Here is a 19,103-nt window from a genome sequence, read left to right on the forward strand (position 1 = left end):
CGGCGGCTCGGGCGCGGCGCAGTCGCGCCGCCAGGTCTACCTTTGGCCGCGTAATCGGCGATGCCGATCCGAGGAACGCAGCGCTGCGAGCTGCCTTTGCCTGTAGTGTCATCACTCCAGGCGGTTCTTCTTATCCGACTGTGACCCCAAAGATTGATCCGACCAGCGCGGTCGCGGCCATGGCAAGGGCACCCCAGAACGTCACTCGGACAGCGCCTCGCAGGATGCCGGCGCCGCCAGCGGTCGCGCCAAGACCGCCCAGGATGGCGAGCGACAGGAGTGTCGCGATGGCTACGAACGGCACAATTTGCGCTGGCGGAGCAAGCATGGCCACCAGAAGCGGGACCACAGCACCCACGGCAAAGGTCATGGCGGAGACAAGGGCCGCTTGGATCGGATGAGCGGTCACCGTCTCGGATATGCCCAGCTCGTCGCGGGCGTGGCTGCCAAGGGCATCGCGGTCGGTGAGCTGGACGGCCACCTGTTCGGCCAAATCGCGGGTCAGCCCGCGCGCCTCGTAGATTCGGGTCAGTTCCTCGAGTTCGGCATCAGGCGTCTCTGCAAGCTCCTTCTTCTCGCGGGCAAGGTCGGCCTGCTCGGCATCGGTCTGCGAACTGACCGAGACGTATTCGCCCGCCGCCATCGACATCGCTCCAGCGACCAGCCCGGCGAGGCCCGCGATCAGCACCTCCGTCCGCCCTGTGCCGGCTGCGGCGACGCCCACGACGAGGCTGGAGGTTGAGACAAGGCCATCATTCGCGCCGAGCACCGCCGCGCGCAACCAGCCGATGCGGTGCACCATGTGGATTTCGGAATGGGACAGGCGGCTCATGCGGGAATTCCTTCAAAACGGGTTTGCGGTGCTGTGAGGCCCGCGGGTGAAATGCGCAGGGCGCGCAGCGCGTTCAGGATAACGGCGACGTCGATGGCTTCCTGCAGCAGCGCGCCCTGAACGGGGGTCAGGTAGCCGAAGGCCGCAGCGATCATGCCCAGAACCGACAGGCCGATGCCTGCGACCACGCTTTCAAGCGCGATCCGGCGCGACCGGCGGGCGATCTCGATCCCCGGCGCGATGCGGTCCACCCGGTCCACCAGCAAGACCACATCGGCCGCCTCGGCACTTGCCGCCGCCCCGCGTGCGCCCATGGCGACGCCCACATCGGCGGCAGCCAGTGCGGGCGCGTCGTTGACGCCGTCGCCCACCATCATCACCGGACCGTTCTTGTGCTCGGTCAGGACCAAGAGCACCTTTTCATCTGGCGTCAGCCCCGCGCGGATGCCGTCAAGGCCAAGCCCTTCCGTTACCCGCGCCGCAACCTCGGCCCGGTCTCCGGTGGCCAAGAGGATGCGCGCAACCCCTTGCCGCCTCAGGCTGGCCAGCATCTCGGCTGCCCCTTCGCGGAGGGGGTCGGACATGACCAGATGCCCCGCCAAACGGCCATCGAAGGCCACGGCCACCATGACCGACCCTGCCGCCAGTTCCGGGTGATCACCCGACAAACGGCCCACACGCTCCGCGACGAAACCATCGCCCCCGACGATGACCTGCCGTCCGTCGATGAAACCGATGACGCCTTCGCCCGGGATTTCAGCCACATCTTCGGGGATGGGTAGGGTGAGCCCCCGGTCCCTTGCTGCAGCCACGATGGCCTGCGCGACGGGGTGTTTTGATGCCTGATCCAGCGCCGCCGCGAACCGCAGGATCTCATCTGCCCCCATCCTGTCATGGCTGTCGATGGTCACGATCTGCGGGCGCCCGTCGGTCAGCGTGCCGGTCTTGTCAAGGATCAGTGTCCGGATGCGCGCCATCGCCTCGAGCGGCTTCGCGCCCTTAACTAGCACCCCGAAATGCGCCGCCCGGCTCAGCCCTGCCACCAGCGCCACCGGCACGGCCAGGATCAGGGGGCAGGGCGTCGCAACCACCAGCACCGCCACCGCGCGGATCGTATCGCCGGTGAACCACCATGCGGCAAAGGCGATGGCAACGGTGACGACCAAGAACCCCACCGACCAGCGATCTGCCAGCCGTGCCATGGGCGCCTTTGACGCCTGCGCCTCTTCGACCAGCCGGACAATCCCGGCATAGGTGCTGTCCTTCGCCTCGCGCGTGGCCATCAGATCAAAGGCATCACCGGCATTGGTCGATCCGCTCATCGCCTCAGACCCGCGGTCGAGCCGCACCGGCAAGGCTTCGCCCGTCAGCGCCGATGTGTCGACGAAAGCCGCGGCGGATGCGATGCGCCCGTCCACCGGCACGACATCGCCTTGCCGGATCAGCAACCGGTCGCCAGGCGCGATGTCTTCTAGTGCCACCTCCTCCAGCCCGCCATTGCGGTGGCGCGTGGCGGTGCGGGGCACGCGCGACAGAAGATCGCGCATCTCGCGCCGCGCGCGTCCCTCGGCAAAGTTTTCGAGGAATGTGCCGCCCGAATACATGACGGCGACCACGGCTGCGGCCAGCGTCTCGCCAAAGGTCAGGGCCGCCGACATGGACAGGGCGGCCACGATGTCGAGGCCGACTTCCCCTCGCGCCAGGCTGCGGATGATCTCGATGACCAGCGCGGCCAGCACGGGCACGACACCCGCGAACCAGAGGGTGCGCGCCAGATCAGGGCGCCCGCTGAATTGCAGCCCGAGCCCTGTCACCAGACCTGCAAGGGCGATGACCAGTAGCAGGGTTTTGAGCCGATCTGTCTGCGCGTGATCCAAGGGTCAATCTCCAACGGCCGGGGCGGTTGCCGCGGACTTGCTCGAAAATAGTTTCCCAGCGCCAATGCCTCGCACGCCACCTGCATGATCGCGGCTGAGGAACAGCGCGTCGAGCCCTGCCTGTCGCGCAAGTTTCGTGCCTGCATCGACCCCCTTCACCATCAGCGCCGTCGCCCAGGCATCCGCCTCGGCGCAGGTGGGGGCGATCACTGTGACGGATGCAGGGGGCGCGAGAAGCGGCGCGCCACGCGCCGGGTCCATCGTATGCGACAGAGCACGCCCCTGCACCGTGACCCAGTGTCGATAATCACCCGAGGTGGCGACAGCAGCATCCTGAAGCGTCAGGATGGAATGGGGCGCGCGGCGGTCGCGCTCGGGCGCCTCCACCGCGACGGTCCAGGGGGTGCCGTCCGGGCGCAGGCCCATAGCGCGCATCTCGCCGTCGATGCCAACGAGGGCGGCAAGGATGCCGCAGGACGACAGGACTTCGGCCAGACGATCCACCCCGTAGCCTTTGGCAATGCCGTTCAGATCCAGAGAGATGGGGGCAATCTTGCGCACCCGGTTGCCGTCAATCGCCAGCACCTCATGCGCCGGGCGGCGGGGGGCCTTCAGCGCACCGCGAATGGCCTGCGGATCGGCGGCATCAGGGCCGAAGCCCCAGGCGCGCACCGCATCGCCCTGACCGATGTCAAAGGCCCCGCCCGACACGCGACCGATGGCAAGCCCAAGCTCCAGCACGCGCGCCAGATCGGCGGGGATGTCCTGCCATTCCCCCACCGGCGCGGCGTTCAGGCGCATCAGGTCGCTGTCGGGCTTCCATGTGGACATCTGCGCATCGACAATATTGACCGCATCCTGAAGTGCGGCCTGCACTGGGGCTGGGTCGAAGCCCGGCGGCGCAAAGAACAGCGCGCTCCACCTTGTGCCCATGGTCGGGCCGTTCAGCGCGTGGCGGACCCTGTCAGTAGACATCTTCGACATAGCGCCCTCCGGCCTTGAGCATCGCGGGCGTCAGCCCCATAGGTGCAAGAATATCCTCCAGCGCACGGGCCACGCCGCGGCCCATGTCACGCCCGCCGCAGACCATGACCCTTGCGCCGTTGCGGATCGCCTCGGCCACCTGCGCGGCCTCGGCCCGCAGGGCATCCTGCACATAGTGTGGCCGCGCCCCGCGCGAGACGGCGGTGGAGAGCCGCGTCAGCCGCCCCTCTGTCTGCCATTCCGTCAGATCGTCGCCATAAAGGAAGTCGCTGTCCGGGTGTCGCATCCCGAAGAACAGATGCACCGGACGACGACGGGCGTTGGCGCGAATGATCCCGGCCAAGGGTCCGATCCCGGTGCCCGCACCGATCAGGATCAGGGGCACCCGACCCCGCCCGGCATGGAAACCCGGGTTGCGACGCAGGAAGGCCTGCACGGCGTCACCTGGTTCCAGCGTCAGCAGCTGGCCAGAACACAGGCCGCCTGGGTGCTTCTTCACCACGATCTCGACAAACCCGTCCCCGGTGCCCGATGCCAACGAATAGAAGCGCGGGACGGTGGAACCTTCGGGCAGGATGCCCAGAAGGTCGCCCGCCTGAAACCGTGCGAAACCCCGGCTCGTCAGCCGCGCCCAGAGGGTCGCTTTTGGCAAGGCAAAGCGCATGATCGCGGTCGGGGCCTGCACGGCCTCGCCATAGTCACGGCGGGAGATGAGGGTCAGGCCTTGCGCCTCGGGGCGGGCGGGCTGGTGATCAAGGTCGAGCGTCAGCCCGATGGCCTGCCCCAGCGCCCGGCCCCAGCGGGCGAAATCCTGCGGCGACTGGCGGTCGACCGTGTCCATGGGCAAGAGGGTGGTCCAGCCCATGGCGCGGGCGGCGACGTCCACCTCTGCCGCAAAGGCGCAGAAGGCCGGAAAGCTGCGGTCGCCAAAGCCCAGCACGGCCAGCGGGGCTGTTGGCACCGTGGTCATGTGCGCCAGCCGGTCAAGAAACCCCTTGGCGGACGCAGGCGCGTCGCCTTCGCCATAGGTGGCGGCGAGGATCAGGAAGCGGTCCGCCTTGGGGTGGTGCGCGAGGTCGAAGGCTGACATCGGTGCGATGTGCACCGCCTGACCGGCATCCCGAAGGCCGCGCGCCAGCGTGGCGGCAAAGCCCCAGGTGCTGCCCCCTTCGGAGCCGACAAGGATCACCGTCTGCGCGCGGCCAGCAGGCGCGTTGTCGCGCAACCGAGGCCGGCCACGCCGCCCGGCGGCCCAGATCAGCGTGCCAGTCGCGCCCATCACCGGGACGCTGAGCGCGACCAGGCCGAGAACCAGCCCCAGGGTCGCCGCACCCTGACCGGTGTGCAGCATGTAGATGGTTTCCGAGACCTGCTGCCACGGCGTCAGGTCTGCCCAGGTGAGGAGCGCGCCGGTCCCCTGATCGATCAGGCCGGTGCCCGCATCGGTGGACAGGGTGAACACATCCTGCGCATCGCCGGCATAGGGAAAGCTCAGCTTGCGCAGGGCACTGACCGGCACATCGCGCAGCGCGGCCATCTGCTCCAGCGGGAAGGCCATCTGCCCGCTGAGCGCCGCAGGTTCGGCGGGGCGCGCCGCGCCATCGGGCAGCAGGTCAAAGGTCGAGGCCGTCATCCACAGCGCCGTCGCCGCCGACAGGGCAAGGCCCAGGACGGCGACGCGCGCCAGTTCCACATGCAGCCGCCCCGCCAGCGGCCCGCGCAGCCGCGCGAACCAGCGCAGCCAGCCGCCCGTGCGCCGCGCCACAAGGGCAGCGCCCGACAGGGCCAGCACCAGCATGGCAGCGGCGCCAGCGGCCATGACCAGCCGCCCGGCATCGTCCAGAAACAGTGACCGGTGCAGGTTCGTCAGCCAGCGTTCCATCTGGTTGGGGTCTGCCGACCCGACATTCGCGCCCGTTGCCGGGTCGATCACCGCGGACCCCGGCGTGCCGCCGTCGAACCACCAGGCGGTGATCGTGCCCGAGGGGGACCGGCGGATTTCCTCCAGCCCCGGATGGGTCGCGGCCACGCGGGCGGCCAGATCGGCCACGCTCTGCCCCGCCACGGGCTGCGGCGCGGTCAGCCGTTCGGCCAGCGGAAAGACCGACAGCGCCGCACCGCTGAGCGCAAGGACGGTCAGGAGGATCAGGGCCACCAGCCCCGGCCAGCGGTGAAGCGCGCGGATCATCGGTCCGTTCCTTACTGATAGACGAAGCTGGAAATGTAGCGGCGACCCTGCACGGGCGTGCCCGCGCCAGCACTGGTCAGGGGCACCGCGATCTCGTTCGGGCTGTCGCGCATATCCTCGACCGCCGCATCGATGTGCAGCGTATAGCCCGCATCGAACAGGGCATCGGCCAGATCGAGCGTGATCTCCAGCGTCCGGCCCGCCCCGACACTGGCACCCGTGATGCCGTTGATCTGGGCAGGGTCACCCCCGGTGGCGGCATACCAGTCGCTCAGGTGTTCGTAGTATTTCGACTTGCCGCCCGCCATCCACAGGCTGCCGACATAGGCGCCTGAGGCATCGGTGACGTAGAGCGCCAGATAGGCCCCATCGCCGCCGTAGTTGGTCAGCGTGGTCGTCAACGTCACGGGCCGGGCCATCGCCAGCCCCGGCAGGGTCAACGCGGTGGTCAGGGCAAGGGTGGTGAGAAGGGATTTCATCGGGTTTCCTTTCGGTGATGGTCTGCGCCCCGCACGGGGCAGGGCGCGCGATGGCCGGGATCAGTTGGTCACAGCCACGGGCGGCGCGCCGTTGCCGAAGAGCCCGTTTGCCGGAGGTGCGACGGTGCCCGCAGGAGCAGGGTTGCCGAGAGCGCCGATGCAGCCATCGTCGTCATCATCATCATCATCATCATCGTCGCAGTCCTCGTCGTCCTCGTCCTCGTCGTGCCCGCGACGGACCCATCCGCCGTCGTCATCATCTCCGCTCACACGAATGAGGGGCATGGGCTGGTCGTCGGCACTGACCACGGCGGCGCAAACGCCGCTGCACGCGCCTTGAGCGTTGCCCTGGTCCTGCAACGCGGCAAGGGCAGGCAGGCCGAGTGCCACGGTCAGCGCCGTCGACGCGAAAAGAAGGGAAAGTCGGAATGTCATGGCGTGGCCTCCTTGGATCTGATGCTGCCAATCTGTGCCTCGGACCTGAGCTGTTCCTGACGCCGCCCCACTTTCTGCTTCAGCTTGGCGTCAGGAAGAAAAAGGCCCCGCCGGGACAGGGCGGGGCCAGTCAGACCACGAGGGACAGGCGTGGTCGGAGAACGGGGTCAGGCGATGTTGCCGGGCATGGAGGGATGGGTTGATGCGGACTTGCGGGGCATCTCAATCGTCATCGTCGTCGCCCTGATCCGATGTCTGTTGCGTCGCCAGATCGGCACCCGCAGGCGTGGCCGCAGTGTCGCCGGGCTGCGCCGGTGCCGTGACGGTGGCTGGCGCAGTGCCGGGTCCGCGACCAAGGGCTGTCAATGTGGGCGCGGCAAGGACCGCGATAACGGCGGCAGTTGCGAGCAACACGAGAATTGTGGATTTCATGGCGGTAGCTCCTTGATTGGATGAACCGATTCTGTCGTGTGCCGCTGAAGCCTTGCTGATGGGACGCCGGTTTCTGCTTCAGCCTGGTGTCAGAAAACACGCGCCCTAACCTCATGCCGGGCACAGGCCGGAACCGATTGTACACCCGGTTCCGGCACGGCTGCGTGTCAGCGCAGTTCGAACGCTTCGGAGTAAACGCGGCGCGGCGCATGGCCCATCGCCTTGAGCCCGTTCTGGATGCCGTCGCGCAACCCGCAGGGCCCGCAGAAGAACAGCTCCGACCCGGCGATCTCGAAGGGCACCATCGCGACCAGGCGTTCGGCCGTCAGTCGCCCCTCGGTGCGGCTGGCCACGACCTGCACGCTCAAGCCCGGATGACCTGCGGCGATGGCTTGCAGACGGTCGGCGGCAAAGGCTTCGTCCTGGGTGTTCACGGCCCAGATCAGCGCGATCTGCTGGCGGTCTGCCTCGGTCAGCGCCTCGGCCCATGCCAGGAAGGGTGTGATGCCGATGCCTCCCGCCAGCCAGACCTGACGCGGCACCCGGCGTCGGAACAGGAACCGGCCATAGGGCCCCTCAACGCGCAGCCGCTGGCCCGGCACCAGCTTGTCCGGCAGGCTGCGCGTCCAATCCCCCAGCGCCTTGATCCCGAAATGCAGACTGCCATCGGCGCGCGGGGCCGAAGCGATGGTAAAAGGATGCGCCTCGTCAAGGCCAGCGCCGGGGCCCGAGCCGGGAACCGAGACAAAGGCGAACTGGCCAGGACGCCAGCGCATTCCGCGCCCTGTGGGCCGCAAGGCAATCTCGGTCGCAGCACCGTGTCGCGTGACGGAGTCGAGCGCATAGTCGCGCGGGCGCAGAAAAGGGTTGATGAACTGCGTGAACACCCAGGCCACCAGCCCCGCAAGGCTGAACGTGTTGAGGTAGAGCGCCAGCATCGGGTCCACCCCTTCGGGCTTGTCGATGGCCAGTTGGTGAAACGCGGCAATCGCGAACAACAGCCCCATGAACCGGTGCGTGAAACGCCACAAGGGCCAGGGCAATTCCAGATTGGTGAAGGGAACCCGCTTGATCCAGCTGATCGCGATCAGCGCGATGAACCCGTAGAAGGCAATTTCTCCGACCTCGGCGGCGAATTCGCCAAGGTTGGTTTCTGCCACAAAATCCTCGATCTCCGGTTCAAGCTGGTCATGCAGGACCATCAGCCCCAAGGCCGCGATCCCCAGCCACTTGTGGACGGCATACATGCGATCCAGCCCGCCGAAGAACGGTTCGATCACAGCCGGGCGCGCCGACAGTACCAGGGCTATGCCCATGGCCACAATCGCGGCGGACCCGACCGCGATGCTCATGGCGGACTCGATGCCGAACGGGGCATAGGTTTGCGCGCCAAGGGCGGCGCCTAACAGAACGGCGATGGCGGCAAATGCCGGACCGGAATACAACATGTCAGAAAACCTTCCGTTCGGGCCGACTTGAGGAATGGTACCCGGCGTCACAGGGGACTGGTCGTGGGCCCGGCGCTGTGGATCTCGCCCTGTCACCGTGGCCTTTTCATGCACGGAAACATGGTCAGTCATCTTCCTGTCCTTCGCGGTCGCGACCGTGGTCGTCATCCTCGAATTCGAATTCGACGATCTGCAGCGTGCCGGGATGCAGCTTGACCTCGATCGCGCGGCCCGTCGCGTCGCGGCCGTCGATCTCGTAGCAGCCGTCGTCGATCTTGATGCGGCGCACCTCCCAGCCTTGCCGGGTGGCGAACTCAGCCACCGCCTCGCGCGGTTGCCAGTCGGCCATCGGAACGAAGCAATCATCATCAGCCAGTGCGGCACCGGCAGGCAGGGCTGCCAGAAAAGCAAGAATTGTCAGCGTCTTTCGCATGGGCCACACTCCGGGTTACGGCCAGTCTGGATGATGTGATGCGCGCCGAAGCTGACGGCAGCCTGAAGACGGCTGATCCAGGGCTTCAGCCTGCTGTCAGGAGAGAGGGTCAGAAGCAAACCAACCCGGGGCCAAAGGGACGGCAGAAGACCATGCGCATCTTGCTGATCGAGGATGATACAGTTCTGGGAGCTGCCGTGCGGGACCAGATAGCCGCCGATGGCCATTCGGTCGACTGGGTCCAGCGGCTGGATGCGGCCGGGGACGCGATGGCCGGGGCGAGCTTCGATCTTGTGCTGCTGGACCTGATGCTGCCCGATGGCCGGGGCATTCCGTTTCTGCGCCGTCTGCGGGCCAAGGGCGATGTGACGCCCGTCATCATCCTGACCGCGCTTGACCAGATCAGCGACCGGATCGAGGGGTTGAACGCAGGGGCCGACGACTACCTGGTCAAGCCCTTCGATCTGGCGGAACTGTCCGCCCGGATCGGCTCGGTGGCGCGCCGCTATGCGGGGAACCCCAACCCAATTGTCACCCACGGGCCGCTGGAGATCGACCTTGCTGCGCGCAGCATCCACCGCGACGGCCGCCCAGTCGCCCTGACGGCACGCGAATGGGCGCTGTTCGAGGCCTTTCTGTCCCGGCCTGGGCAGCTTCTGTCCAAGGCGCAGCTTGAGGACAAGCTTTACGCCTTTGGGGCCGAGATCGAGAGCAACACGATCGAGGTCCATCTCAGCCGACTGCGGAAGAAGTTGGGGGCGGAGGTGATCGAGACGGAACGCGGCCTCGGCTACCGTCTGGGCCGGGCATGAGGGCGCCGCGCAGTCTTCAGGGTCGCCTTGGGCTCTGGCTGGGCGTGGCGCTGACGGTTCTTTGGGTGCTCGCGGCCAGCGTGACGGCGCTGATCGCGCGGAGCGAGATCGAAGAGGTGTTCGATTCCGCCCTGCAGGAAACCGCACAGCGCATCCTGCCACTCGCCGTCGTTGATATCCTGAACCGCGAGGAAGCAGGGATCAGCCAGCGTCTTGCCGCCATCCGCGAACATGACGAGTTCTTCACTTACATCGTGCGGGATGATCAGGGGCGCATCCTGCTGCAATCCCATGCCGCCGACCCGGGCGTGTTCCCCGCCTGGGAAGGGATCGGGTTCCACCAGACTGCAACGCATCGGCTCTATAGCGACGAGGCTGTGCAGGGCACGATCCGCATCACTGTGGCCGAGCCGCTGGACCATCGCGCAAGCGTCGCGCGCGAGATTCAGATGGGGCTTGGCCTGCCACTTCTGATCTTGCTGCCCGTGGCGCTTCTGGCCATCGTGCTGGCCGTCCGCGCCAGCCTTGCGCCCCTGCGCCAGTTCCGCGACCGCCTGTCGGCGCGGGGCGCGCGCGACCTGAGCCCCGTCGCCAGCGCCGATCTGCCCACCGAAATCGCGCCCCTCGCCGATACGATGAACGGACTTCTGGGGCGGCTGGAGGCGGCCTTCGAGGCGGAGCGAAGCTTTGCAGCGAACGCCGCGCATGAACTCCGCACCCCGCTGGCAGGTGCCATCGCACAGGCACAACGGCTGCAGACAGAGACGCGCGACGCTGACGCCAAGGCCCGTGCGGCCGAAATCGAGGCCACGCTGAAACGCCTGACCCGCCTCTCCGAACGCCTGTTGCAACTGGCGCGCGCTGAAGGTGGTCGCCTTCGCCGTGACGTCGCTGCCGATCTTCGCCCCGTGGCCCGACTGATCGTCGACGACCTTGCGCGCGGTGGCGAGCCCGGGCGCATCCACCTCGCGCTTCCGGACAGCGCTATCATGTCGGATCTGGACCCCGACGCCTTCGCGATCGTCTTGCGCAATCTGATCGAGAATGCCTTGCGCCATGGCCAAGCCGAAGCTCCTGTGGAGGTCTCGCTTGCAACTGACGGAACGCTGATCGTCGCCAACGACGGCCCGGTCGTGCCCGCCGAGGATCTCGCACGCCTGACGCACCGGTTCGAGCGCGCCCGGTCCGATCGCGAGGGCAGCGGTCTTGGGCTGGCAATTGTCGCGACGATTGCCGAGAGGTCTGGCAGTCAATTCGAACTCAGATCGCCTCGCGAAGGCCGGGCTTCAGGGTTCGAGGCACGACTATCACCGACCGGAACACGCGTTCTGAATTCCTAGCGAGAATGGATCAGGCTTTACGCCTTGATTCGAAGGCATTTCTCGCGCGCAGTACTCGGCTGGTTGCGTATCGACCGAGTGGCGAACGCATTTGGGCTGGATCAGTTGATAGCCAAATCGGTCGCCGTTTTCCCAGCAGCCAACGCCTCCACGAACCACTGCGGTTTGCGCCCGCGACCGGACCAGGTGAGTGCCGGGTTCTCAGGGTGCCGGTATTTCGCCGCGACAGGCGCACGGGAGGCTTTCGTCTCGGTTCCGTCAAGTTCGGCCAGAGAGTAGCCCAGATCCCGGGCGAGAGCTTCCACCTTGGCGCGGGCTTCCGCCTTCTGCCGATCCTCGAATGTGGAGATCGCCTTGGCGACGTCCTTCTGCATTTTCTTCAGCTCGCCAAGCGACAGTGCCTCGAGTTCGTAATCAGCCATTGATGCGGTCCGTGTCCTGAATATCCCGGTATCGATAGCCCGTCGATGCAGGGCACCGCAACTCCCGGAAGGCAAGGGCAGGGGTGGCAAAGGCTGGTGATCGCAGTTTTCGCCGCCGGGGAGGTGCTGGACTGGGGGTAAGGCTGTCCCGATGGGCAAGGTGACAGGTCCTGGCATGGGCTCCCCGCGCATCTCTGTCTCCTCGGCCATCCCTTCGACTGACAATCCCCTAATCCCGTTCGGTTGCCTGCGCGCAACCCCGCGTCAGTCCGGGCCGTGTTGGCTAGCGTTTCTTTGGAAACGCGTCACCTGCCCGCTCCACCCCGGTCCTCTGGGGGTTTCCGGCGTCCGTTCCGTCCACCGTGCACGCGTCACCCGACGGGCTTTTTCCGGGTCTTGTCGAAGGGACGGTCCCGAAGACAGGACACAGAAGGAAGCTTACCATGCAGAACATCGTTATCCTCGCCGGCAACATCGGTCAGACCCCCGAAGTCCGCACCACCCAGGGCGGCACCAAGATCACCAACTTCAGCCTCGCCACCTCCCGCCCCCGCATCTCGGAAGGTCGCGTCCTGCGCGACGAGAACGGCTACCGGGTCATGGACACGGAATGGCACCGCATCACCTGCTTCAACGGTCTCGGCAAGACGGTCGCAGAGCACTGCGAAAAGGGCATGAAGGTCCTCGTCCACGGCCGCATCCACTACACCAAGTGGATCGACAGCATGGGCAACGACCGCTACGGCTGCGAGATCATCGCCGAAAAGGTCGACTTCCTGAGCCGCCCGAAGTCGGCCGAGACCGAAAACCCCGAGCTGGTCGACCGCGACGACGAGATCCCGTTCTGAAAAGAACGGGGCCTCCCCCTCAGGCCCGGCGGGGAAACCCGCCGGGTTCGTGGCATGCGCACGGCAAGCCGTGTAGCAGGACATCGGCACAGTTTGACAATCTTTGCCAATTTATGTCATCGTCCTTGCAAAGGAGATCGCGACCATGGCCACGATGAATGTTTCTTTGCCGGACCCGATGAAGGCCTGGGTCGAGGCCCAGACACAAGATGGGCGCTACAGCAACGCCAGCGATTATGTGCGCGATCTGATCCGCCGGGACCAGGATCGCCAGCAGGCCATCGTCGAGTTGCAGCAGCTTGTCGATGAGGGTCTCGCAAGCGGTCCGGCAGGACGTCTGGATGTTGAGGCATTTCTTGCCCGCAAGCGGGATCAGAATGCCAGAACCGACGGTCGTTGAATATCGCCTATCACCTGCTGCGCTGAATGATCTGGACGCGATCTGGGATTATACCGCGCGTACCTGGTCAGTTGGTCAGGCAGAAACCTATATCCGCGGGCTCGCCGTGGACATGGACCTGCTGGTCCAGCACCCGGGGATCGCGCGCGAACGCACTGAAATCCGCCCGCCCGTGCGCCTTTACCGCTCGGGATCGCATCTGATCATCTACCGCATCGAGGAGGAGTGGCTGCAGGTGTTGCGCATCGTGCATGCGCGACAGAATTGGGTCGCCTATCTCAACGAGTGATCTGACGCTCTCGCAGCCCTTCGCGGCGAAGCGAGGTGCTGCGAGAGGATTTGAGCATGAAGGTCGAAGACGAAGAACGCATTGCCGCCGATCTCGCGAAGATCATGGCCATGATCTGCATCCGCAACACGCGGCTGGAGGATTTGCACGCCGGGGTGCAGCCGGTGACGCTGACCGGCGATTATTCGGACGTGAACGTGATCGACGCCACAGGTCAGACCATCCCGTGGCGCACGGTGTCGCATATCGATGATGCGCAGATGGCGGACTTGATGCGGGACATCGTCAATCGCCTGTTCACGTTTCACATGAGGCGGGATGATCTGAGATTCAGGGATCATCTCGACCGCTGGATGACTGCATCGAACAAATGGGACAACCCGGTTCTCGACACGACTTTTCTCGAAGCAGTTGCTGAACTGGGGGTCCCCCGGAAAGCGTGAGACGTTTGACTGTTTGGGTGGGCCCAAGCTCAGCCGAAACGCCCGGTCTGCAACGATGTTCTGTGCATCAGCGATCTGAGAGTCAGAGATGGGTTGGTTGCTTTCGTGACAGATTGAGGGCTGGGAGAGTGGCTCCCGGCGCCTGTCACGGGAGATAGCCGATGGGCGTTGTAGAAGTTCTGGATCCGGTTGCTCCGGCGCGGGCGGGTGGCTGGAAGGTGGATGTGAGCCGGGGGGAGCGGAACGGGCGGGTGTCGTCCGAATGGTTCAACCGGCCCGATGACGAGCGGTATCTGTCGCTCGATGATCTCTGGGCCAATGTGAAAGGCCGGTCGGAGCGCAGCCGCAGCCGTGTGGTGCAGACGGCGGATATCCGCGTCGAGGCCGCGCGTGATAACCCTGAGCGGTTGCACCTGATGCTGCCGAAAGCCGAGGCACCCGTCGCGCCCACGCACTGGGCCTTCGGCCAGCTTGCCAGCATCGTCGGCGCGCCTGCCTCCTACCTGCGGCAGCTGCCCGCGCCGCTGGCGGGCATCAACCTGCAATACGGGCTGACCAACCACCGCGCCGAGCAGGTGAAGACTTTTGAGACCGAAGATGGCCGCACGGAACTGCGCGCGGTGACCGGCCCCGACTACGGCCGCATCCATGACCATGAACTGGTCGAGGCGGTGCAGCGCATCGCGGGCAATGGCACCGGCGACACGCGTTGGAAGGTGCCGGGCGTGCTCGACTGGTCGACCGGGGTTTACAACCCCGATGTCGAGATCAGCCGCGACACGACCACGCTTTATGCCTCGGACCGCGACGTGTTCCTGTTCCTGGTTGACGATCGCAACCCCATCGAGGCGGGCAAGCTGCCCGATGGCTCGCCCGATCTCTACTTCCGGGGCTTCTACTGCTGGAACTCCGAGGTGGGGGCAAAGACCCTCGGCATGGCGAGCTTTTACCTGCGGGCGGTGTGCCAGAACCGCAACCTCTGGGGCGTCGAGGATTTTCAGGAGATCAAGATCCGCCACTCGAAATACGCCGCCTCGCGCTTCGCACATGAGGCCGCGCCCGCGTTGACGCGGTTCGCCAATTCCTCGCCACAGGGGTTCGTGAACGGCATCAAGGCGGCGCGGCAGCAGGTCGTGGCGCGCAGCGACGAAGACCGTGCGGATTTCCTGCGCAAGCGCGGTTTCTCGAAGGCTGAGTCGGGCAAGATCATCGAGAAGGTGCTGATGGAGGAAGGCCGCCCGCCGGAAAGCATCTTCGACTTCGTGCAAGGCATCACGCGGCTGGCGCGCGACAAGACCCAGCAGGATGCCCGCCTCGACATGGAGGGCCGGGCCAAGAAGCTCCTCGACCGGGTCGGCTGACGCCGTGCCCGACAACGCGACCGCCCTCGCGCGCGGCGGTCGCGCTTTCCCCTTCCAAATGCATGCCAGTGGCCCCGCCCTGAGAGGGCAGGGGGCTTCGGCCTGCGGATTTCAGCGAGAACTCCCATGACCCCCCAGGAAGAAACCATCGTCCTCGAAGCCCGTGACATCCTCGGCCGCTACCTGAGCCAAAACCCGGTCATCGGCAGTTGGCAGGCGCTGATGGACTATTGCGCGCTCACCGTTCGCGGCCCGATCGAACGGTTTCACGTGCTCTACCTCGACTGCAAGAACCGCATCATCTCCGATGAGCTCTTGTCTACTGGCACGGTGGATCACGTCCCGGTCTATCCGCGTGAGGTGATCAAGCGGGCGCTGATGCTGAACGCCAGCGCCCTTATCCTGGTCCACAACCACCCCACTCATTGAGGATGATCACGAACGATCCCGCTCAATCACGTTGAAACACTAGGGATTTTGGCACTTTTCTGCGTTGCGTAGTGGGGGCGGTTATGGCAAATTGGGGGCTGTAAAAGGGGTAGAAAACGGCCTCCCGATCCCACCTAGCGATCCCCGTTTCTCCCTGACCGATCCCAGCTGCGGAACAGGAGGAAACACCATGCCTGCCCTGACCGACACCACGATCCGCCACGCGCTTAAGCGGGTCGAGACGAGCCAGAAACAGGAAAACCTCGCCGACGGCGAAGGGCGCGGCACCGGCCGCCTCCTTCTCGTCCTGAAGCCCATGCCCAAGCGCGTCACCGCCGACTGGATGGCCCAGCAGTGGCGGGACGGCAAACGCACCAAGAAGAAGATCGGCTCCTATCCCTCGATGTCGCTCGCCCAGGCGCGCGAGATCTTCAAGCGCGATTTTGCCGACGTGATCCAGAAGGGCCGGAGCATCAAGATCGCTACCGACACCCGCCCCGGCACCGTCGCCGATCTGTTCGAGGGCTATGTCGCCGCTCTCAAGGAAGCCGGGAAGCCCTCCTGGAAGGAGACCGAAAAGGGCCTCAACAAGATCGCCGACACACTGGGGCGCAACCGTCTCGCCCGCGAAGTCGAAGCCGAAGAAGTCATCGAGCTGATCCGCCCGATCTACGAGCGGGGCGCGAAGTCGATGGCCGACCATGTGCGCTCCTATCTCCATGCCGCCTTTAGCTGGGGCATGAAGTCCGACAACGACTATCGGCAGCAGTCCCCCCGTCGCTTCCGCATCCCCTTCAACCCGGCGTCGGGTATCCCGACCGAGCCCAAGGTGAAGGGCACGCGCTGGCTCGATGAGGACGAGTTCGTCCGGCTCTACCGCTGGCTCGAATGCCCCGACACGCCAGTCCATCCGCCCTATACCCGCGCGGTCAGGCTCATCATGCTGACCGGACAGCGGGTGCAGGAGATCGCCGGCCTTCACATCGATCAGTGGGATGCCAAGGAGAAGATCATCGACTGGTCCAGGACCAAGAACGAACAGCCCCATGCCGTTCCGGTGCCCTCGCTTGCGGCGGAGTTGCTCGCCTCCATCAACGTCAACGAATACGGCTGGTTTTTCCCATCGGCCCAAGATCCGACGAAGCCCGTCAGCCACGGCACGCTTTACTCGTTCATGTGGCGTCAGCGGGACCGCGGCGTCATCCCCTATGTGACGAATCGCGACCTGCGCCGGACCTTCAAGACGCTGGCCGGCAAGGCGGGCGTTCCGAAGGAAATCCGCGACCGGCTGCAAAACCACGCCTTACAGGACGTCAGTTCCAAGCACTACGACCGCTGGAACTACATGGTCGAGAAGCGGGCCGGAATGGCGAAATGGGATAAATTTGTCCGGACGATGCTTGAGAAGAAGCACCTGAAGGCAGCCGCGTGATCTCAGACCGCTCAAGCCTCTCAGTAACCGCGCGAAGGTCATGCCAAGCTTTTGACGGTCAGCCGCCGGCAACCCCTTGGCTGCTTAATCTACGGAGGTTGCCATCAAGCTGGCGCTGCACCGTGTCGATGGGTTCTGACCAAATCTTCGATAGCGCTTCTACCGCTCGGTTTGCATCCCACGGCCATGCCGCTCGCCCATCAACCTGTGCGAAAGGGCCATCCGTCTCGGTAAGGATTCGGTCCCGTGGCATCTTGGCCGCCAGTGCCCTCCCCTTGTCACCGGCCAACATGGCCGGGCCAACGCTGAACCAGCACCCCAAATCGACCGCGCGCGCAAGCTCCCTTTGTGTTCCCGAAAACCAGTGAAGGATCGCTATGCCAGCACTGGGCTCCGTCACCAGCGCGTCAAGAACCTGCGTGGATGCGCGACGGCTATGAATACTCATGACGCGGCCCCCGACGCGAGCACAAAGACTGAGCACACGCGTGAAGACATGCTCTTGGTCCAGCCAATATCGCCGGTATTCTGGACCACCATCGAGGCCAATTTCGCCAACATACCGAACCTGCGGTAACAGGCGCTCAAACAGCGGAAGCTCGCCTTTACGTTCATGCGCGATTTGCGGATGCAGTCCGAGCGCTGTTCTAATACGCGGCGCATCCTTTGTCAGCGCCGCCGTTCCGGACCACGCTGACGGTGTTGTCGTGACAGAAAGAACATAGAGATCGCGAACGACGCACTCGCGCGCTACGGTGTGTGGATCAGGATAAAGGTCTAGGTGCGCGTGGAAATCGATCATTTGACGCCGTAAGCCTGATGAAGCGCGCGAAGCTCTTCAAGACCGCGCTCAAGCATACCGACAAGAGCCGGTCGATCAGCGATGAACGGGGACGCCAACGCATGACCGAGCCACGCCTCAATGCCATCTGCCTTGATGGCCGCAAGCGCGATCGCGACTGAGCGCACGTCGTCGAACCCCGAGTGATCTGCATCATCCTTTCCGATCGGTTCGTAGACGTAATCTGTCGTATCTTGGCTGGCGTCCCACGCGAGGAACGCCGCCCGTCGGACCTGACACGGAACGCATCGCCCGCATTGACGATAGTTGAACCGTTGGAATCGACCACAGCTCGTCGAACGTGCAGCCTCGGCGCCAAGCAAATTCTGGTCGGCGCACGCTTGGAGCATTTCGCCCTTGGTCTTCGTGGCATAAGGGTTGGTGATCTTGACACGGAGACCAGCCGCATCCAGCACCTTTTGCAGACGAGCCAGGAATTCCGGATGTGCCGTGCGAGTGCTGAGGCTTCCGAGCCGCCCGCCAGTCAGAGGCGGGTTAATGGCGATGAAGCCGTTCTCGCACACGAAGAGTGGCACCTCCGCGACCTCCCGATAGGCTTTGAGGGCCGTGGCAGCGATCACGCCAAAAGTGATGAAAACAAGCGACCTCGCCCGTTGCGAGGCTTCTTGCACACCCGGCGTATGTGCATTGTGGTTTAGTTGCAGGTGTCCGAGACCGCCCCCGATCTTTGCGGCAAAGTCGACCTGCTTGTCCGCGTCGCCTCGAACTGTCTGGCTGATTGCGAATGGCTTGTGGCCCGCCGCGGTTAGGTCAATCGCTCCGATCAAACTGTCTAGCCCGCCGGACAGAAGTACCACACAGCTCTCAGGCGGCCGGACTGGTTCACGAGGCGGCGTGGGCAGCATCCCACCCTCGTGAAATCGCAGGGTCCAGCGGTCGGTCGTGAGGAATGCGAGCGCTTCGGCCAAGGCCCGGGCCTGCCCGTTCCAGAACGGCGCGTCCGCCACGGCAATGTCGAGTTCGATCTCTCGTGTCCACCCGTCCGGGCTCTTGTCGCGCAAGACTGCGAAATCTGCAGTCACGACACTCAGCGCGATCGATAACAAGTCCCAGGCCCGCGGGGCCGGGTCAAATCGTCGGCGTTGGATCTCGGATCTCGCCGCATCGCCAGCGCTTCCTTGTCCTTCGGCCCGCGGCTGGCCGTAAAGGACCACGCGCATGATACCTTCACCGCCGGGCAGATCCGCGCCGTCTGGACCGCAGGCCAGCCTCATTCCGCGTATCCTTCAAACACCTCAAATGTCTCCCTCAGAGCATCCCTAACAACCTGACTGATGCGACCACTGGTGAGGCTGCGTCCGGCATCGCGCAGCTTGCGGAATGCCGCTGCCACGCTCTGCTTCACATAGTCCCGCAC

20 protein-coding genes and 1 pseudogene are annotated in these 19,103 nt (G+C 65.1%); 9 read left to right on the forward strand and 12 right to left on the reverse strand.

All coding sequences use genetic code 11. From position 1 onward, the window contains the following. Positions 1-130: 130 nt before the first annotated feature. The 9 genes from ACK8OU_RS17020 to ACK8OU_RS17060 form a co-directional block, all read right to left on the reverse strand. Positions 131-832: a VIT1/CCC1 transporter family protein gene (locus tag ACK8OU_RS17020; protein ID WP_038148821.1), complete on the reverse strand. Its 702-nt coding sequence runs from the start codon at positions 830-832 to the stop codon at positions 131-133. Continuing rightward, positions 829-2,709 (reverse strand): heavy metal translocating P-type ATPase, encoded by a 1,881-nt coding sequence (locus ACK8OU_RS17025; RefSeq protein WP_410304610.1) that lies wholly within the window; start codon positions 2,707-2,709, stop codon positions 829-831. Before ACK8OU_RS17025 ends, ACK8OU_RS17020 begins: the two co-directional genes overlap by 4 nt. Positions 2,710-2,712: 3 nt before the next feature. Beyond that, positions 2,713-3,693: an FAD:protein FMN transferase gene (locus ACK8OU_RS17030; protein WP_410304611.1), complete on the reverse strand. Its 981-nt coding sequence runs from the start codon at positions 3,691-3,693 to the stop codon at positions 2,713-2,715. Continuing rightward, positions 3,674-5,881, reverse strand: a complete 2,208-nt coding sequence (locus tag ACK8OU_RS17035) for a PepSY domain-containing protein (RefSeq protein ID WP_410304612.1) — start codon at positions 5,879-5,881, stop codon at positions 3,674-3,676. Before ACK8OU_RS17035 ends, ACK8OU_RS17030 begins: the two co-directional genes overlap by 20 nt. A gap of 11 nt (positions 5,882-5,892) precedes the next feature. Further along, positions 5,893-6,360, reverse strand: coding sequence for a DUF2271 domain-containing protein (locus ACK8OU_RS17040; protein WP_410304613.1), 468 nt, complete (start codon positions 6,358-6,360; stop codon positions 5,893-5,895). A gap of 60 nt (positions 6,361-6,420) precedes the next feature. Continuing rightward, entirely contained in the window at positions 6,421-6,795 is a 375-nt protein-coding gene (locus ACK8OU_RS17045) for a hypothetical protein (RefSeq protein WP_410304614.1), read from the reverse strand. 222 nt (positions 6,796-7,017) lie between these two features. Next, a complete protein-coding gene (locus tag ACK8OU_RS17050; RefSeq protein ID WP_038148811.1) occupies positions 7,018-7,227 on the reverse strand; it encodes a hypothetical protein in 210 nt (69 codons plus the stop codon). Positions 7,228-7,394: 167 nt separating this feature from the next. Next, positions 7,395-8,675, reverse strand: coding sequence for a ferredoxin reductase family protein (locus ACK8OU_RS17055; protein WP_038148809.1), 1,281 nt, complete (start codon positions 8,673-8,675; stop codon positions 7,395-7,397). Between the two features lie 124 nt (positions 8,676-8,799). Then, a complete protein-coding gene (locus tag ACK8OU_RS17060; RefSeq protein WP_038148808.1) occupies positions 8,800-9,108 on the reverse strand; it encodes a PepSY domain-containing protein in 309 nt (102 codons plus the stop codon). Between the two features lie 152 nt (positions 9,109-9,260). Here ACK8OU_RS17060 and ACK8OU_RS17065 point away from each other — a divergent pair, with 152 nt between their 5' ends. Together ACK8OU_RS17065 and ACK8OU_RS17070 are read left to right on the forward strand one after the other, a co-directional pair. Further along, the gene (locus ACK8OU_RS17065; RefSeq protein WP_106754621.1) at positions 9,261-9,920 is read left to right on the forward strand and encodes a response regulator transcription factor; all 660 of its coding nucleotides are present in this window, start codon (positions 9,261-9,263) and stop codon (positions 9,918-9,920) included. Further along, entirely contained in the window at positions 9,917-11,260 is a 1,344-nt protein-coding gene (locus tag ACK8OU_RS17070) for a sensor histidine kinase (RefSeq protein ID WP_038148806.1), read from the forward strand. Before ACK8OU_RS17065 ends, ACK8OU_RS17070 begins: the two co-directional genes overlap by 4 nt. Before the next feature lie 101 nt (positions 11,261-11,361). On the opposite strand, the gene ACK8OU_RS17075 is transcribed toward ACK8OU_RS17070, so the two are convergent. After that, the gene (locus tag ACK8OU_RS17075; protein WP_038148804.1) at positions 11,362-11,682 is read right to left on the reverse strand and encodes an H-NS histone family protein; all 321 of its coding nucleotides are present in this window, start codon (positions 11,680-11,682) and stop codon (positions 11,362-11,364) included. Positions 11,683-12,125: 443 nt separating this feature from the next. On the opposite strand from ACK8OU_RS17075, the gene ACK8OU_RS17080 reads away from it, so the two are divergent. The 7 genes and pseudogenes from ACK8OU_RS17080 to ACK8OU_RS17110 all read left to right on the forward strand — a co-directional run bounded on the left by ACK8OU_RS17080 (position 12,126) and on the right by ACK8OU_RS17110 (position 16,884). Further along, positions 12,126-12,530, forward strand: coding sequence for a single-stranded DNA-binding protein (locus ACK8OU_RS17080; protein WP_038148802.1), 405 nt, complete (start codon positions 12,126-12,128; stop codon positions 12,528-12,530). Positions 12,531-12,675: 145 nt separating this feature from the next. Continuing rightward, positions 12,676-12,930: a type II toxin-antitoxin system ParD family antitoxin gene (locus tag ACK8OU_RS17085; RefSeq protein ID WP_038148800.1), complete on the forward strand. Its 255-nt coding sequence runs from the start codon at positions 12,676-12,678 to the stop codon at positions 12,928-12,930. Then, a complete protein-coding gene (locus tag ACK8OU_RS17090; RefSeq protein ID WP_038148799.1) occupies positions 12,908-13,219 on the forward strand; it encodes a type II toxin-antitoxin system RelE/ParE family toxin in 312 nt (103 codons plus the stop codon). Before ACK8OU_RS17085 ends, ACK8OU_RS17090 begins: the two co-directional genes overlap by 23 nt. A 56-nt stretch (positions 13,220-13,275) precedes the next feature. Next, positions 13,276-13,662 (forward strand): hypothetical protein, encoded by a 387-nt coding sequence (locus ACK8OU_RS17095; protein ID WP_305250212.1) that lies wholly within the window; start codon positions 13,276-13,278, stop codon positions 13,660-13,662. A 161-nt stretch (positions 13,663-13,823) separates the two neighbouring features. Next, a complete protein-coding gene (locus ACK8OU_RS17100) occupies positions 13,824-15,023 on the forward strand; it encodes a DUF932 domain-containing protein (protein ID WP_305546064.1) in 1,200 nt (399 codons plus the stop codon). A 126-nt stretch (positions 15,024-15,149) separates the two neighbouring features. Beyond that, positions 15,150-15,446: pseudogene (locus tag ACK8OU_RS17105) on the forward strand (JAB domain-containing protein); the annotation flags it as partial. Between the two features lie 196 nt (positions 15,447-15,642). Further along, positions 15,643-16,884, forward strand: a complete 1,242-nt coding sequence (locus ACK8OU_RS17110) for a tyrosine-type recombinase/integrase (protein ID WP_410304615.1) — start codon at positions 15,643-15,645, stop codon at positions 16,882-16,884. Between the two features lie 58 nt (positions 16,885-16,942). Here the strand turns inward: ACK8OU_RS17110 and qatD are convergent, their stop codons facing one another. Together qatD and qatC are read right to left on the reverse strand one after the other, a co-directional pair. Then, complete coding sequence (gene qatD / locus ACK8OU_RS17115) at positions 16,943-17,686, reverse strand: Qat anti-phage system TatD family nuclease QatD (RefSeq protein WP_084637890.1); 744 nt, start codon at positions 17,684-17,686, stop codon at positions 16,943-16,945. Next, positions 17,683-18,960 (reverse strand): Qat anti-phage system QueC-like protein QatC, encoded by a 1,278-nt coding sequence (gene qatC, locus ACK8OU_RS17120; RefSeq protein WP_028714054.1) that lies wholly within the window; start codon positions 18,958-18,960, stop codon positions 17,683-17,685. The genes qatD and qatC overlap by 4 nt, the downstream gene beginning before the upstream one ends. Between the last annotated feature and the right edge of the window lie 143 nt (positions 18,961-19,103).

The organism is Pontitalea aquivivens, assembly GCF_046507575.1.
In the GTDB taxonomy this organism is placed as follows: domain Bacteria; phylum Pseudomonadota; class Alphaproteobacteria; order Rhodobacterales; family Rhodobacteraceae; genus Pontitalea; species Pontitalea aquivivens.

Excerpts from the sequence above, each read along its gene's own strand:
- ACK8OU_RS17060 (WP_038148808.1), bottom strand. The coding sequence starts at position 9,108 with ATGCGAAAGACGCTGACAATTCTTGCTTTTCTGGCAGCCCTGCCTGCC.
- ACK8OU_RS17065 (WP_106754621.1), top strand. The coding sequence starts at position 9,261 with ATGCGCATCTTGCTGATCGAGGATGATACAGTTCTGGGAGCTGCCGTG.
- ACK8OU_RS17070 (WP_038148806.1), top strand. The coding sequence starts at position 9,917 with ATGAGGGCGCCGCGCAGTCTTCAGGGTCGCCTTGGGCTCTGGCTGGGC.
- qatC (WP_028714054.1), bottom strand. The coding sequence starts at position 18,960 with ATGAGGCTGGCCTGCGGTCCAGACGGCGCGGATCTGCCCGGCGGTGAA.
- ACK8OU_RS17075 (WP_038148804.1), bottom strand. The coding sequence starts at position 11,682 with ATGGCTGATTACGAACTCGAGGCACTGTCGCTTGGCGAGCTGAAGAAA.
- ACK8OU_RS17100 (WP_305546064.1), top strand. The coding sequence starts at position 13,824 with ATGGGCGTTGTAGAAGTTCTGGATCCGGTTGCTCCGGCGCGGGCGGGT.
- ACK8OU_RS17080 (WP_038148802.1), top strand. The coding sequence starts at position 12,126 with ATGCAGAACATCGTTATCCTCGCCGGCAACATCGGTCAGACCCCCGAA.
- ACK8OU_RS17085 (WP_038148800.1), top strand. The coding sequence starts at position 12,676 with ATGGCCACGATGAATGTTTCTTTGCCGGACCCGATGAAGGCCTGGGTC.
- ACK8OU_RS17050 (WP_038148811.1), bottom strand. The coding sequence starts at position 7,227 with ATGAAATCCACAATTCTCGTGTTGCTCGCAACTGCCGCCGTTATCGCG.
- ACK8OU_RS17055 (WP_038148809.1), bottom strand. The coding sequence starts at position 8,675 with ATGTTGTATTCCGGTCCGGCATTTGCCGCCATCGCCGTTCTGTTAGGC.
- ACK8OU_RS17090 (WP_038148799.1), top strand. The coding sequence starts at position 12,908 with ATGCCAGAACCGACGGTCGTTGAATATCGCCTATCACCTGCTGCGCTG.
- ACK8OU_RS17040 (WP_410304613.1), bottom strand. The coding sequence starts at position 6,360 with ATGAAATCCCTTCTCACCACCCTTGCCCTGACCACCGCGTTGACCCTG.
- ACK8OU_RS17020 (WP_038148821.1), bottom strand. The coding sequence starts at position 832 with ATGAGCCGCCTGTCCCATTCCGAAATCCACATGGTGCACCGCATCGGC.
- ACK8OU_RS17035 (WP_410304612.1), bottom strand. The coding sequence starts at position 5,881 with ATGATCCGCGCGCTTCACCGCTGGCCGGGGCTGGTGGCCCTGATCCTC.
- ACK8OU_RS17095 (WP_305250212.1), top strand. The coding sequence starts at position 13,276 with ATGAAGGTCGAAGACGAAGAACGCATTGCCGCCGATCTCGCGAAGATC.
- ACK8OU_RS17045 (WP_410304614.1), bottom strand. The coding sequence starts at position 6,795 with ATGACATTCCGACTTTCCCTTCTTTTCGCGTCGACGGCGCTGACCGTG.
- ACK8OU_RS17030 (WP_410304611.1), bottom strand. The coding sequence starts at position 3,693 with ATGTCGAAGATGTCTACTGACAGGGTCCGCCACGCGCTGAACGGCCCG.
- ACK8OU_RS17110 (WP_410304615.1), top strand. The coding sequence starts at position 15,643 with ATGCCTGCCCTGACCGACACCACGATCCGCCACGCGCTTAAGCGGGTC.
- qatD (WP_084637890.1), bottom strand. The coding sequence starts at position 17,686 with ATGATCGATTTCCACGCGCACCTAGACCTTTATCCTGATCCACACACC.